Here is a 13,188-nt window from a genome sequence, read left to right as displayed (position 1 = left end):
TCTTCGTCGCACAGGTCCCGCTTCCTCGGCTTACCGTTCTCTGGGGTGAGGGTGTACCGCGTAGCGGGGCGGTCCTGACGCTTGCAGATGTCGCAAACGCGCATGGTGATCGTTACGTCCATTCCTCCGCTTTCCGGTGGTGAGGGACCTGTTCTGCCAACAGTGTCCCCCACCACCGGGGTTGCGGCTCGCAGTTAGGGTCGGTCAGGCGGCCTGGAGACGGTTCAGGTAGCGGCTGCCGGTACGGCGGTCGCGACCCATGACCTTGGCGAGGTTGGGACCGTTGACCTCGCGGCCTTCGGCCTTCAGTCGCTCGGCGGCCTGGCGGATCTCCTCAAGGCTGGGGGCCGGGCGGCCGGGGCGGCGCTTGGCGCGGGCCTGGGCAACCTCGTCGACCCGCGGCTCCTCGCCGTCGAGGGTCGGCTGAACCGGCTCGGCGTCCTGGCTCTGGCGCTCGTCGTCGGCCTGGTTCTCGACGACGAGCGCGGCCTCCGCCGGCACATGCTTCGCGGCGCGGATCACCATGTGGGCGACGTGCCCGGCGACGATCGCGGGGACGGCGGAGACGGCAGCGACCAGGGCCTTCGAGCTGGCCATGTACCCGGCGGAGATCCAGTGCGCGACAACCTGACCGGCCAGGGTCATGCCCAGGGCGCCCACGGCACCCGCGATGGCGCTGCCTCGGCCGCGCTCGCCCTTGGCGCGGCTCTCGGTGAACCAGACGGCGACGACGGCGTACACGGACATGCAGACCGGCATGCCGGCGGCGACCCACTCGTTCCATCCGGCGGTACGGGCGAGCTGGTACTCGCCGGGAGCCGACATCGCCAGGGCGACGGCGAGCACCAGGCCGCCGACGACGTAGGCGTACCGGGGCATGCGGGCAGGCTGAGACATGGGTGTGCCTTTCAGGGTGGTGCGAGTGAAGGGAAGGGGAGGTTCAGATGCCGCAGGCCGCACGGGCGGCGCGGAAGGCGGCGAGGCCCTTGGGGGCCAGCGGGCCGGGCGCGGCCTGGTCGAGGCCGAGGTGCGCCTTCGTCTCCGGGGAGACCTCGACCCCGGCGCAGAAGCGGCAGATGCCTTCCTGGCCAGCGGGCAGGACACGACCGCAGCCGTCCGCGCACTCGGCGAACTGCTTCCACTGCCGCTTGCGCTCGGGGCGCTTGCGGTCGAGGCGGTCCGCGATCAGGCGCGCGGCGGAGTAGACCTTCGCGGGAAGGCCCTGGGTCACGGCATCGGTGATCTCGGCGACGGTCGCGCCACGGTCGAGCCAGTCGGCGACGGACGGGGCGAGCTTGCTCACCTGTCGGTCGGACAGCTTCAGGCGGCCGTCGATGGCGGCGAGGCGGCGCAGGATGCGGGCGGCCTCGGCGAGCTGGGGGGTCTCGCTCTCCTGCTTCTCGCTGAAGCCCTCCCTCGCCGCAGGCGCGGCCGGGCGGTCCTGGTCAGCGGGAGGGAAGGGAGGGTTCTTGTCCCCGTCCTTGAGAGAGTCCTTTTCCCCGGAAGGGGACGTGCCCGTGTTCCGGGTGTCCGCAGTGCTGGTGACCGGACGGGTGGGAACCGGAGACGAGGCCAGGTTCGGCAGCTCGTACACGTCCACGGTGGAGACGATCTGGTTCGTCTCGTTGTCGCGCTCGGTCTTCGTCACCCAGTAGCCGAACTCGCGCAGCTCCTTGACGGCCTTGGCCACCGCGGAGCGACCCTGCGGGAAGTTGTCGGACAGGGTGCGGACGTTCACCTTGGCCCCGCTGGGCAGGGACAGGCAGAACGCGAGGATGCCGCGCGCCGTGTGGGAAATGCGCGGGTCCTGGATCGCCTTGTTGGCGATGATCACGAAGTCCCGCTCATGCGAGGGGATACGATGGATCTGCATTGGGAGCTACCGACTCTCAGTGCCAGACCCCGGAGCGTTGGCGCGCTGCCGGGGTCACCTGTTTAGTTTGTGACCTTGTTTTTGGCCGGTCACAGCTTGACATGGTTACCCGCCTTGAGTCAACCTTTACTCAATAGCCAGAGGTTGTACGCGAAGGTCGAAGTGGGACGGCCATCACAGAAGGGGGACACATGCCACCTCGGAAAATCCAGGATGAACAGGAAGTCGTGAGGTGGTTCGAAGAGGGCCGCACGTACGAGTGGATGCAGCAGAAGTACCGCGAGAAGTACGGGATCGAGACCACGATTCCCATGTGGGCGGCCTTCCGCCGGCGGAAGGGCCTCGACCGACGCAACACGCGCGCTGACGACCTACTCCCCTGGAAGATCAAGGCAGAACACAGACACCTCTACCCGGCCCTCATGCTCCGTCTTGAGGGCCGTCTTCGGGATGGGCGCCCGATCGACCCGACCAAGCTGCGGCGCCTGGAGAGCTGGAAGAAGTCCCTCGACGAGGACAACCTCGTCGTGCACTACGACCCCGACACGGAAGAGGGCTTCTTCTACATCCCCCGCGAGGAGCAGGACACTGACCTGATCCGTCGCCCGCTGGCCCCGACCGGCAACCGAGCCCGTGACTAGCTTGCCCTTGTTCGATTCAAGTTCGAATCAACCCCTCGTCGGAGATCGGCGGGGGGTTTCTCGTTCTGAAGTCTGATAGGCCCCCTGACCTGCGGAAGTTAGGGTGACCGCCGTAAGCGGCCCGTGTGGTTCCGCTTGCGTGCGCTCATGTGAACGTCGAGACACGGCCGGTTGACATTGCGTGAAGGACCCACGTAGAAAAGATCCGGCAAGTCCAATGTTTACACGTAGGGGGCTCAACGGATGCCGCTCACCGGGATCGTGCGAACCGAGGGCATCGAGGAACTGAAGCGCTTCACTACGAAGTGCCTGTTCGTGCGGGACAGGGAAGACGTTCCCCACGAAGAAGCACTGCCGGACCTGTATGCCCTGGGCGAGGACCACATCGGCAGATGGATACTCGTCGGTAGCGAGCTTAGCCTACCGGCCGGTATCAAGCTGGTCGGAGACTCCTCCACCTGGGATCGTGCCCTGATTGTCCAGCCTGACACCTCCCCTTCAGACATGCAGGAGGCTCTGGCGGTGGTGAACCTTTTCGGCCTTGAGCCGCTGGACGACGACGAGTGCGAGCCCGAGTTGCTCGACGACGGCTCGGTGCGCATCTGGCTCGTCCCCATTGCCCCCGAAGACCCCTTCGAAGCCGACGACAACATGGAGTCCTTCGCTTGAAGTTCATCGACCTGACGCCCGAGCTGACCGTCCCGCGTGACGGGCGGGACCGCCCTCTCGTCGTGCCGAAGCATGGAGGCAAGCCGGTCGCCTTGACTCGCACCACGACGTTCATCGACTGCATCGAGGACAAGAGCGCCATCTCCGACTGGAAGGCGCGCATGACCCTCGTCGGCGCCGCAAGGCGGCCGTCCATCCTCGATGTGGCAAGGCAGCTCGACCCGGATGACCCGGATGACAAGAGGCGGCTGAACGCCCTCGCCGAGCAGGCCCAGGACATCTCGGGAGCGAACGCGAAGCGGGAGAAGGGCACCCACCTTCACACGCTCTCGGAGTACGTCGACCGTGGTGAGCCCCTGCCCGCCGGCACTTCCGCGAAGGACGTACTCGACATGGCGGCCTACATGGCGGCGACCGTGGACTTCGAGGTCAGGGCCGTGGAGAAGTTCGTCGTCGTGCCCGAGCTGCGCACGGGCGGCACGTTCGACCGGCTCCTCGAATACGCCGGGCCGGGCCCGAACGGCGAGCACGTCGAGGGCCTGTTCATCGGCGACTTGAAGACGGGCTCCGTACAGTACGGGGCACTGAAGATGGCGATGCAGCTCGCCGTGTACTCGCGCGGCGAGCTGTACGACCACACCCGCTTTCCCGTCGACCCGGCGGACCGCAAGGCGTTCGCCGACTGGAAGAAGCGGGAAGTTCCCGCAGCCGAGGCCGCCCAGGCGTACACGCCCCTGCCGGCGGTGTCGCAGAAGTGGGGCATCATCATCAACCTGCCCGCAGGGTCCGGCGAGTGCACGCTTCACTGGGTCGACCTGGAGATCGGCTGGGCCGCCGCACGCCTGGCGATGGAGGTCCGCGCCACTCGCAGCCTGAAGGGCGCGATGCTCCCGTGGGTGAGCGGTGTCACAGATCAGAAGGCTGCATAACGTCGGCCCGCGTGTTAAGTTTGGATCAGAAGAGAGGGAGTAGCAGTGAGAGCAGATCAGGCAGAGCTTGTGGCGTCCTATCCGGACGGTTCGATCGCCGTCACCATCAAGTACGGCAAGGGCTACGAGGACACCTGGGCCGTCTTCCGCGGCTCCGTGAGGCAGGTCCGCGAGCTGATCTGCGACTACTTCGGGTTCGAGTGTAAAGATGAGACCGGACTGTCGCTGAGCGATCTCGTCGTGAACGCGACGAACGCCGCGCACGGGAAGGGCAACATCGCCTCGATCCTCGACGCTCGGGTCATCCCCGAGACTCCCGCCCAGACCCCGGAGAACGACCCTTGGGCGGCTGCGGCCTCGCAGGCCGAGCAGACCACGAGCAACGACTCGGCCTGGATTCTCGGCGAGATCGAGAAGCAGACGACCGTCACCGGCCTTCAAAAGCTCTGGGCGGCGAACCAGGCGATGTTCTCCGATCCCGCCGTCATGGCGGCCTACAAGGCCCGCGGACGGGCCCTGAAGAACGGGTGATCCCGTGCTCGTCGTGATCCTCGCCTTCGTCCTGGTCGTCTCGGCGCTGGGCTCCGTCGTCGTCCCGCGCCTCACCGAGCCGACCCCGTACTACCGCAACATCACCACCGAAGGAGAAACCGAGTGACCCTGAACTTCGTCGAGATCCCGACCGCTGGCGGCGGCTGGTTCAAGCCCGCCGAGGTGAAGGACGCCATCGCGTTCCTGGTCGAGGTCAACTCGTACGAAGCCCAGCGTCCGACGCCGAACGGCCCGAAGGACTCGGCGCTGTGCGACATCACCGTCTTCAAGGACCGCGAGGCCCTGGAGAAGCAGGCGCCCGAGATCAACAAGGGGATGCGCGTCGAGCAGACCCTTCTCGCCCGCGATCTGGAGAAGGTCGTCGGCGCCGCGACGATCGTCCGGCTGGATCAGGTCCCGCCGAAGCGGCCGGGCGCTCACCCCGCCTGGGTCTGGCGTCCGGTGACCGACGCGGCGATCCGCAAGGCGGTCATGGAGTACGCGCAGGCTCGCGAGGCCGCCGTCGAGGCCGCTGTCGCCCAGGCCCCCGACTTCGACTGACGCACGCGAGGAGCTGGGGGCTGGTCGCCTGGCTGGCCCCCGCCTCGCGGGTCTGGAGGACCCGTGAACCGTCCTGACTGGGACTGCTGGGCTATGAGCATCGCCGAGGCCGTCTCGACTCGCGCAGACTGCACGCGGGCGCAGGTCGGGGCCGTGCTCCTGTCCCGCACGCACCGCGTGCTGAGCGTCGGCTACAACGGCCTGCCGGCGGGGCTGCCCGGTTGCGCGACGGCCGCGAACTGCCCGCGGGGGCGGCTCACGGTCGAGGAGTGCGCCCGCGATTCGGACTACTCGAACTGCGCGGCGATCCACGCCGAGGCGAACGCCATCCATCACGCCGACCCCACCCAGCTCCGGGGCTCGACCTTGTACGTCACCCGCAAGCCGTGCCCGGCCTGCATGACCTTGATCCGTGCGGCGGGAATCCGCCGCGTCGTCCATCGAGAGGAGTCGCCGAGTGCTCACCCCAGCTAGGTCGCTGGCCCTGCACGCCGAGTCGGGCAAGGAACTGCCCAGGGTCGAGGCGTTCGAGGCCCTGTACGGCATGGGGTGCCGTCCGCGTCACGGCGAGGTCATCATGATCGCGGGCAGGAGCGGCACGCAGAAGTCGGGCTTCGCCTTGTTCTGGGTCGCGTCCATGAATCTGCCCACCCTGTACTTCTCGGCGGACATGAGCGCCTTCACCGCGTCCTCGCGCCTGGCGTCGATGGCGACCGGCGACACCACGGAGATGGTCGAGGCCGGGATGGCGGCCGGTGGCCGCCACCGCGAGGAGTACCTCTCCGCCCTCGCGGACTCGAACATCACCTTCGCGTTCGGCTCGCCGATCACCTGGAAGAACGTCGACGAGGAGCTGGAAGCGTTCGTCGAGCTGTGGGACGCCTACCCGCAGGTGTTCGTGTTCGACAACCTCATGGACTTCGAGGGGGCCGAGTCCGACTACACGGAGCAGATGTCCGTGATGAGCGGGCTTACCGAGCTGGCCCGCGCGACCGGGGCGACCGTGATCGTCCTGCACCACGCGAGCGACAAGAGCTGGGAGGCGAAGTCGGACCCGTGGGCGCCGCCCTCGCGTGATCAGGTGAAGGGCGGCCTGTCGGAGAAGCCCGAGCTGTCCCTCTCCGTCGCGCTGGACCCGACCTCGCACGAGTACCGGGTCGCCGTGATCAAGCAACGGATGGGCCCCTGCGATCCGACCGCCAGGCGGTACGCGAGCATGCGGTGCCACCCCGAGGTGACGCGCTTCTCCAAGCTCGAACGCGCGGTGCCGGCGGCTACGCCCGCGAAGCCCTGGTCTCCCACAGATGCCCTGACGAAGTAGAAGGTGGTGTAAATTTTGGACCCGATCGCCAAGCGGAACAAGGCGAACAAGCGCCGAGGCGCCGAGTGGGAGATCGAACTCATGACGGGCCTGCGGTCTGTCGGCGAGGACGTTGAACGGCTGCGGCTGACCGGAGCGGAGGACGAGGGCGACCTCGCCGTGCGCGAGGACGGCGGCCTGTTCACGGTCATCGAGGCGAAGAACGCGAAGTTCGAGCCGGGCCCGTTCCTCGACGAGGCCGAGCGCGAGCGCCTGAACTTCGCCAAGCACCGGGGCATCGACCCAGGCCGCGTGGAGTCGATCGTCGTCGTCAAGCGCCGAGGCAAGGGCTGGCGGAAGGCTTTCGTCCTGACCACGGTCGAGGCGTACTTCGGCCTGGACGACGCCGAGTGAACGCCATCACCTACGAAGAGGCCGCCGAGTACGAGCGCCTCGTCGAGGAGCTGGGGCGCTTCGATCCGGAGACGGCCGGGGCCGCAGGACTGGAGTCGCTCGGCTACGACGACAAGAAGGGATGGTTCGTCGGAAGGCGGGTGCCGTGAGGTTCCGCCGCATCGACAGCGACCACCAGGGCCACGACAAGCCCACTCTCGAAGCCGTTTTCGAGCACTACGGCATCGACTTCAACTCGCACCGCGCCACAGGCATGGCGGCCTGCCCGCTGCACGAGGACAACACCCCCTCCATGTCCTTCAACACCGACAAGGGCCTGTGGAAATGCCACAGCTGCGGGAAGGGCGGCGACTCATTCAGTCTGATCATGGAGAAGGAAGGCACTGACTTTGTCGGAGCACGAGCCCTTGCAGCCTCTCTCGCCCTCGCAACGAGAGATGCTGGAGGAGGCGACCAGCGCGTATCAGGCAGCGCTTACGCCGGGCGCCGCGCGGTATCTCCTCGACAGGGGAATCGACCGCGAACAGGCGGTTACACACCGGCTTGGCGTCGTCGGTGACCGCCCCTTCCCCGGTCATGAGCGTTTCCGCGGAATGCTCGCCATCCCGTACCTCGACCGCAACGGCAAACCTCTGACCATCCGCTTCCGCTGCCTGGAAGACCATGACCACCGCGCTCACTTCCACGGCAAGTACAACACGATCAAGGACGACCCGCCCCGCATGTACGGCATCGCCGACGTGCACCAGGCCGGGGACACCATCGACGTGACCGAGGGCGAACTCGACCGGATCATCCTGAAGAAGATCGGCCTTCACGCGGTCGCCATCCCCGGCGCCGCCCTCTGGCAGGGGCGCCACCGCCGGATGCTCGCAGGCTTCAACCGCGTGCGCGTCTGGGGCGACCCGGACGACGCGGGCGCCGAGTTCACCGCCCGTATCTGCCGGTCCCTACTCCGCGCCAAGGGCGTACGCCTGCGGGACGGCGACGTGACCGAGACGTACCTGCACGGGGGCGCACAAGCCCTCTTCGACCTGATCAAGGAGAACGACCAGTGACCACCGCTCCCGCCAAGAAGACCGCCCCCCGCAAGGCGCCGGCGCGTAAGGCCGACCCGTTCGCGGCCGTCCTCGCCGAGGTCGGCGACGCGGCTTACAGGGTTGGGGACCTGCCCTCGAACCTCGTCGGCGGCCACCTGCCCTCGCGAGGCCGGGAGAGCTACCTGTCCCGCGCGGAGGACTGGTCCTCGATCAACGAGGCCCGCCAGGCGGAAGGCGTGCTCGGCATTGACGGCTTGGCCGTACAGGTCGCCTTCGCCGCCTTCGGCGGACGCACCGTCAACGAGATCCGCGGCGGCCTCGTCCGCCTGGCCTCGCTCGCCGTGGCTGCCATCGCGCAGATCGACCGGGAGGGCAAGTGAGCGAGAAGAATCAGGCCGCCGAGGACGCGACGAAGGAAGCGGCGGAAGCTCTCGGGCGGATGCGCGCCGAGCTGATCGCGCAGGGCTTCACCCCCGAGCAGGCGTACGAGCTGGTGAAGCTCTCGATGGGGCATTCGGTGAGGCTGTGGTGACCGAGCTTCCCGGCAACCCTGGCCCGACTCTGCGGCGCTTGTGCGAGGAGCTGGAGCCGGACGTGCGAGAGACCGTCGTCTTGCGTCTCCTCGACCACGGCTCGTCGGCCGAGCGCCTGGCCCTCGTCCTGCGTAAGCACGGGCACACCGTGTCCGCTTCCACGATCCGCACGTACCGCCGCTCTCTCCGTGATGGGATGTAAACTTTGGACCGATCCGAGCTGCTGAACGACCTTCTCCGCACACCGACCGCCCCGGCCGTCCCCGGCCGCCAGACCGACCCGGAGAAGGACTTCACCCGGCAGATCGAGGTGACCGGCGACGCGGCCGAGGTGACCGTGCGCGGCCCTGAAGGCATCGACCCTGAGTCCACGGCGGCCGACGTGCTCCGCGCCCACCAGCTCGACCCCGCCGAGTGGGAGCTGACCGGCTTCCGCTCCTCCGAGTGGACGATGCCGAACGGCGAGCCCGGCGTCTCGGCCCGCTTCTCCTTCGGCCGCCGCAAGGGCGGGCCGGTCGCCGAGCGCCCGAACGTGGACGAGCTGCTGCGCGTCTTCGAGAACTACACCCCGTCCGCGGCGCCGGCGGATCGGGACGGCGACCACACCCTGATCGTCGCCCTGGGCGACATGCAGCTCGGCAAGATGGACGGCGACGGCCCGGCGGGCACTCTGCGGCGCACACTGGAGTGCCTCGACCGTGCGGCCGTCGTGCTCGGCGAGCTGCGGCACCGCTTCCGGATCGGGCACGTCCACCTGAGCTGGCTCGGCGATCACGTCGAGGGCTTCGTCAGCCAGGGCGGCGCGAACGTCTGGCGGACGCAGCTCACCCTCACGGAGCAGATCCGGCTTACGCGCCGGGTCATGGCGCACGGCGTGCTGACCTTCGCCCCGCTCGCCGAGCGGCTCACGGTCGTCGCCGTCCCCGGCAACCACGGCGAGGCCGTCCGGCCGGGCGGGCGGGGCGTGACCCGCTACGACGACAGCCACGACACCGACGCCCTGATCTCCGTGGCGGAGGCTGTCGCCCTGGCCCCGGACGACTTCGGGCACGTCGAGTTCTACGTCCCCGAGACGGACGAGCTGACGGTCGTCGTCGAGTGCTCGGGGACCGTCGTCGCCCACGCCCACGGGCACCAGTGGAAGCCGGGCCGCCACTTCGACTGGTGGCGAGGGCAGGCGTTCGACAAGACCTCAGCGATGCACACCGCGGATCTCCTTCTCGCCGGTCACCTGCACCACGAGTTCGTCGACACGGACGGCCCGCGCACTTTCGTGCAGGTGCCGGCGATGGAGTCCGAGTCGACGTGGTGGCGCCACATGAAGGGCACGCGCGGGGCGCCGGGCCTGATGGTGATGGTCACCAAGGACGGCGCCGTGCCGGTCAAGGAAGTGATCCGGTGACCGCCCCCGACTGGCGGGTCTTGGACCTGCCCGAGGTGGTGGCCCTCGCGGGCCGGGCCGCCCGCCGCATCGCGGACGGCTACGAAGACACGCTGACGATGGAGTACGAGGACGCCCGACAAGAGGCCCTGATCATCCTCGCGACGAAGCCCGCGATGGTGAACGAGTGCCTGGCCGACCCCGACCTCGGCCTCGGCGTCCTCTATCACCGCCTCGTCCGCGACCTGATCGACCGAGTGAAGACCGAGGCCAAGTACCGCATCCGCCACACCTCCTACGAGGCGGCCTGCGACGCGGCCGAGAGGGGGCGCGTGTGAGCGGGTACGACCGACGCCTCGTCGAGCACCTGCTTCCGGCCGTGTGGGACGTGGAAGCCGCGTACGGCATCCGCAACCCGTACGCCCCGGACGCGGACATGCCGAAGGGGACCGTCGACAAAAAGGCCGCGGGCGTGCTGTTCGCCCATCTGGCCGACATTCGGCGGGCCTGGAAGACGGCCCCCCTGTCCCTGGGCGAGCGGCGAGCGCTGTTCATGCGCTTCGCCCTCGACTGGGAGGACCGGCGGATCGCGGCCCGCGAGGCGGTCACCGACCGGGCCATCCGCTACCGCCTTGAGCGCGGGGTCGGCAAGCTCGCCGCCCACCTCAACGGCACCGACTACATCGACAGCTACGACGACTTGGAGGCCGCAGCGTGAGCGAGACCCCGCCCGAGGAGCCGCCCGTCGAGGAGCCCGCGCCGAGCGTGGAGCCGCCCGCCGGCATGGGCCCGGAGGACTACGAGTTCTGGGACGACTCGACCCTGACCTACTACGAGCGGCAGCCGGACGGCTCGATCTCGTCCCGGCCATACACCGAGGCTGAAGTCGCGGAATACCAGAACGAATTGGCGCTCGACAGCCTGCACGCAGAGGCCGCGACCGCAATCCAGTACCTCGACGAGCGGATCGACCTGTGCCTCGCCTATCTGGCGTTGGCCGAACCGACCCAGGAGGAGAAGGACGCACAGACCAGAGTGCTCGCCGACCTCGCGGCGTACAGCGCTGGCGCCCTGAAGCGGCTCATCAAGGTCCTGTCCGTCATGTTGAACCGGCCGATCTGACCCTGGCCGAGCCGCTGGCCAACACCAACACCAACACGAAGGAGACTTCCATCACCACCGCCGTTGTTCCGTTCGGTCCCACCGGCCAGACCGTGTACGAGAGGACGTACAGCCGCACGAAGGCGGACGGCTCTCGCGAGACGTGGCCCGAGACGGTCCGCCGCGTCGTCGCCGGAAACCTCGCCCTGGTCTACGGTCCGGCCGAGAACTGGAGCGAGGACGTACGGGCCGAGCATGACGAGCTGGTTGCGCTCATGGACCGTTTCGCCGTCCTGCCCGCTGGCCGCCATCTGTGGGCAAGCGGAGTCAAGGGGAGGCAGTATCTCTTCAACTGCCACGTCGCAGGATGGGGCGAGAGGCTCAGCCGCCACTTCGAGTTCACCTTCATGAGGCTCATGGAGGGCGGCGGCGTCGGCTCCAACTACAGCACGAAGTACCTCCGCCCGTACGGCGCCCCTCGCCGCGAGCTGACTGTGCACATCGTGTGCGACCCCTCCCACCCCGACTACGAGGACATGAAGTCTGCCGGCCTTCTGTCCGCGGACTACGACTCCGACTGGGCTGGGGCCTTCGAGGTCGAGGACTCCCGCGAGGGCTGGGCCGCCGCGCTCGTCGACCTGATCGACACCTTCATGACCGACGCCGAGGTGCGACACCGCGACCGCGTGTACGACGTGTCGCGCGTGCGCGGCAAGGGCGCCCGCCTGAAGACCTTCGGCGGCGTCGCCTCGGGCCCGGCCCCGTTCGCCCGCATGATGCGCGAGATCGGCCGCGTCCTGTCCAGCGCCGTCGACAAGCCGGACGAGTGGGCCGGGTCCTACATCACCCCGACCGAGGCTATGGAGATCGACCACGCCATCGCGGAGTGCGTCGTCTCCGGAGGCAACCGGCGCTCGGCCCGCATGGCGATCTGCCGTTGGGACGACCCCCACATCGAGGACTTCCTCACCTGCAAGGAGGACCCCTCGAAGCACTGGACCACGAACATCTCTGTCGAGATTGACCAGGACTTCATCGACTACCTGTCCGGCGAGAAGTACGACGACTTCGGGCCCGGCGGCGCCGAGTGGGCCTACATGGTGCACCGCAAGGTCGTCGAGGGGATGCTGAAGAACGGCGAGCCCGGCTACTGGCACTCAACCGCCTCGAACGTCGGCGAGCCCAGTGAAGTCATCGCCACGAACCCGTGCGGCGAGATTGCGCTCACACCCTGGGAGAACTGCAACCTCGGGCACGTCAACCTCGACGCCTTCGTGCTCGACGGCCACGCGGCATTCGACGAGACGGGCCTGAAGCGGGCGCACGAGCTGATGGCGCGCTTCCTGATTCGCGCGACGTACGGCGACGTGAACGACGCCGAGCAGGCCGAGCGCCTGGCCGCACAGCGCCGGATCGGCGTCGGCCACCTGGGCGTGCAGGGCTTCCTCGCCAAGCAGGGCATTCGCTACAGCGAGGCGCCGGCGCACACTCGCTTCCGGCTCCTGCTGGGCCGCCTGAAGAGGGTCGTCCGCCAGGCCGCCCGCGACTACGCCTTCGAGCTGCGCATCCCCGAGCCGGTCAAGGTCACGACCGTCGCCCCCACGGGCACGATCGCCAAGCTGCCGGGCGTCACGGAGGGCATCCACCCCATCTACGCCCGCACGTTCCTGCGGCGCGTGCGCTTCTCGATGGCCGACCCGGACCAGGCCGCCAAGGTCGCCGCCTTCGAGTACGAGGGGTACAAGGTCGAGCCCTGCGTCTACGACCCCAGCGGGAACACGATGGTCGTCGAGTTCCCCACGCTGGACAAGCTCGTCGCCGAGGTCGAGGCCCGCGGCTACCCGGCGGATCTGGTGGAGTCGGCCGACGAGCTGTCCCTCGACCAGATGCTCGCCTTCCAGGCCATGTACCAGGCCGAGTACGCCGACAACGCCGTGTCGTTCACCGCGAACGTGCCCGAGGGCCTGGACCTGGACGAGACGGCGGACGTGATCGAGAAGTGGCTGCCCCACCTGAAGGGGACCACGATCATGGTCGACGGGACCCGGCCGCAGGCGCCGTACGAGCGGATCACCCGCGCGGAGTTCGAGGCGTACGAGGCGTACAGGGTCGAGGACTCCACTGACGAGGAGTGCTCGACCGGTGCGTGTCCGGTGCGCTGACACTCTTGCCCATGTGTAAAGTTGGGACCTCCGCGAGGAGGTCCCTTCCGCAC

21 protein-coding genes are annotated in these 13,188 nt (G+C 68.3%); 19 read left to right on the top strand and 2 right to left on the bottom strand.

Annotated elements, in window-relative coordinates; translation table 11 throughout:
- Positions 1-204: 204 nt before the first annotated feature.
- Entirely contained in the window at positions 205-897 is a 693-nt protein-coding gene (locus ACIBAI_RS05785) for a hypothetical protein (RefSeq protein WP_399031257.1), read from the bottom strand.
- Positions 898-940: 43 nt separating this feature from the next.
- Positions 941-1,873, bottom strand: a complete 933-nt coding sequence (locus ACIBAI_RS05780) for a hypothetical protein (RefSeq protein WP_399031255.1) — start codon at positions 1,871-1,873, stop codon at positions 941-943.
- Between the two features lie 227 nt (positions 1,874-2,100).
- Here ACIBAI_RS05780 and ACIBAI_RS05775 point away from each other — a divergent pair, with 227 nt between their 5' ends.
- The 19 genes from ACIBAI_RS05775 to nrdJ all read left to right on the top strand — a co-directional run bounded on the left by ACIBAI_RS05775 (position 2,101) and on the right by nrdJ (position 13,135).
- Entirely contained in the window at positions 2,101-2,514 is a 414-nt protein-coding gene (locus ACIBAI_RS05775; protein WP_399031254.1) for a hypothetical protein, read from the top strand.
- 243 nt (positions 2,515-2,757) lie between these two features.
- Positions 2,758-3,183, top strand: coding sequence for a hypothetical protein (locus ACIBAI_RS05770; RefSeq protein ID WP_399031252.1), 426 nt, complete (start codon positions 2,758-2,760; stop codon positions 3,181-3,183).
- Entirely contained in the window at positions 3,180-4,112 is a 933-nt protein-coding gene (locus ACIBAI_RS05765) for a hypothetical protein (RefSeq protein ID WP_399031251.1), read from the top strand. Before ACIBAI_RS05770 ends, ACIBAI_RS05765 begins: the two co-directional genes overlap by 4 nt.
- A gap of 45 nt (positions 4,113-4,157) precedes the next feature.
- Complete coding sequence (locus ACIBAI_RS05760; RefSeq protein WP_399031250.1) at positions 4,158-4,643, top strand: hypothetical protein; 486 nt, start codon at positions 4,158-4,160, stop codon at positions 4,641-4,643.
- A 4-nt stretch (positions 4,644-4,647) separates the two neighbouring features.
- Entirely contained in the window at positions 4,648-4,770 is a 123-nt protein-coding gene (locus ACIBAI_RS05755; protein WP_399031248.1) for a hypothetical protein, read from the top strand.
- Positions 4,767-5,204, top strand: a complete 438-nt coding sequence (locus tag ACIBAI_RS05750; protein ID WP_399031247.1) for a hypothetical protein — start codon at positions 4,767-4,769, stop codon at positions 5,202-5,204. The genes ACIBAI_RS05755 and ACIBAI_RS05750 overlap by 4 nt, the downstream gene beginning before the upstream one ends.
- 63 nt (positions 5,205-5,267) lie before the next feature.
- Complete coding sequence (locus ACIBAI_RS05745) at positions 5,268-5,678, top strand: deoxycytidylate deaminase (RefSeq protein WP_399031246.1); 411 nt, start codon at positions 5,268-5,270, stop codon at positions 5,676-5,678.
- Positions 5,662-6,525, top strand: coding sequence for an AAA family ATPase (locus ACIBAI_RS05740; RefSeq protein ID WP_399031244.1), 864 nt, complete (start codon positions 5,662-5,664; stop codon positions 6,523-6,525). The genes ACIBAI_RS05745 and ACIBAI_RS05740 overlap by 17 nt, the downstream gene beginning before the upstream one ends.
- 15 nt (positions 6,526-6,540) lie before the next feature.
- Entirely contained in the window at positions 6,541-6,918 is a 378-nt protein-coding gene (locus tag ACIBAI_RS05735) for a hypothetical protein (protein WP_399031242.1), read from the top strand.
- Complete coding sequence (locus tag ACIBAI_RS05730; protein WP_399031241.1) at positions 6,915-7,067, top strand: hypothetical protein; 153 nt, start codon at positions 6,915-6,917, stop codon at positions 7,065-7,067. Before ACIBAI_RS05735 ends, ACIBAI_RS05730 begins: the two co-directional genes overlap by 4 nt.
- Entirely contained in the window at positions 7,064-7,477 is a 414-nt protein-coding gene (locus tag ACIBAI_RS05725) for a CHC2 zinc finger domain-containing protein (RefSeq protein ID WP_399031239.1), read from the top strand. The genes ACIBAI_RS05730 and ACIBAI_RS05725 overlap by 4 nt, the downstream gene beginning before the upstream one ends.
- 34 nt (positions 7,478-7,511) lie before the next feature.
- Positions 7,512-7,976: a hypothetical protein gene (locus ACIBAI_RS05720; RefSeq protein WP_399031238.1), complete on the top strand. Its 465-nt coding sequence runs from the start codon at positions 7,512-7,514 to the stop codon at positions 7,974-7,976.
- Complete coding sequence (locus tag ACIBAI_RS05715) at positions 7,973-8,338, top strand: hypothetical protein (RefSeq protein WP_399031236.1); 366 nt, start codon at positions 7,973-7,975, stop codon at positions 8,336-8,338. The genes ACIBAI_RS05720 and ACIBAI_RS05715 overlap by 4 nt, the downstream gene beginning before the upstream one ends.
- A complete protein-coding gene (locus ACIBAI_RS05710; protein WP_399031235.1) occupies positions 8,335-8,490 on the top strand; it encodes a hypothetical protein in 156 nt (51 codons plus the stop codon). Before ACIBAI_RS05715 ends, ACIBAI_RS05710 begins: the two co-directional genes overlap by 4 nt.
- Before the next feature lie 206 nt (positions 8,491-8,696).
- Positions 8,697-9,893, top strand: a complete 1,197-nt coding sequence (locus ACIBAI_RS05705) for a hypothetical protein (RefSeq protein ID WP_399031234.1) — start codon at positions 8,697-8,699, stop codon at positions 9,891-9,893.
- Positions 9,890-10,210, top strand: coding sequence for a hypothetical protein (locus tag ACIBAI_RS05700; protein ID WP_399031233.1), 321 nt, complete (start codon positions 9,890-9,892; stop codon positions 10,208-10,210). Before ACIBAI_RS05705 ends, ACIBAI_RS05700 begins: the two co-directional genes overlap by 4 nt.
- Entirely contained in the window at positions 10,207-10,590 is a 384-nt protein-coding gene (locus tag ACIBAI_RS05695; RefSeq protein WP_399031232.1) for a hypothetical protein, read from the top strand. The genes ACIBAI_RS05700 and ACIBAI_RS05695 overlap by 4 nt, the downstream gene beginning before the upstream one ends.
- Positions 10,587-10,994, top strand: a complete 408-nt coding sequence (locus ACIBAI_RS05690) for a hypothetical protein (RefSeq protein WP_399031230.1) — start codon at positions 10,587-10,589, stop codon at positions 10,992-10,994. Before ACIBAI_RS05695 ends, ACIBAI_RS05690 begins: the two co-directional genes overlap by 4 nt.
- On the top strand, positions 10,991-13,135 hold the full coding sequence (nrdJ, locus tag ACIBAI_RS05685; protein ID WP_399031390.1) for a ribonucleoside-triphosphate reductase, adenosylcobalamin-dependent: 2,145 nt from the start codon (positions 10,991-10,993) through the stop codon (positions 13,133-13,135). Before ACIBAI_RS05690 ends, nrdJ begins: the two co-directional genes overlap by 4 nt.
- The last annotated feature ends 53 nt before the right edge of the window (positions 13,136-13,188 follow it).

The organism is Streptomyces sp. NPDC051041 (genome assembly GCF_044456065.1).
GTDB classification, from domain to species: domain Bacteria; phylum Actinomycetota; class Actinomycetes; order Streptomycetales; family Streptomycetaceae; genus Streptomyces; species Streptomyces glaucus.
Note: the sequence above shows the minus strand (reverse complement) of the source record. Positions and strands in the feature narration are given on the sequence as shown.

What these genes read in the sequence shown, in the direction of transcription:
- ACIBAI_RS05785 (WP_399031257.1), bottom strand. Translation starts at nt 897, where the DNA reads ATGTCTCAGCCTGCCCGCATGCCCCGGTACGCCTACGTCGTCGGCGGC.
- ACIBAI_RS05780 (WP_399031255.1), bottom strand. Translation starts at nt 1,873, where the DNA reads ATGCAGATCCATCGTATCCCCTCGCATGAGCGGGACTTCGTGATCATC.
- ACIBAI_RS05770 (WP_399031252.1), top strand. Translation starts at nt 2,758, where the DNA reads ATGCCGCTCACCGGGATCGTGCGAACCGAGGGCATCGAGGAACTGAAG.
- ACIBAI_RS05720 (WP_399031238.1), top strand. Translation starts at nt 7,512, where the DNA reads ATGCTCGCCATCCCGTACCTCGACCGCAACGGCAAACCTCTGACCATC.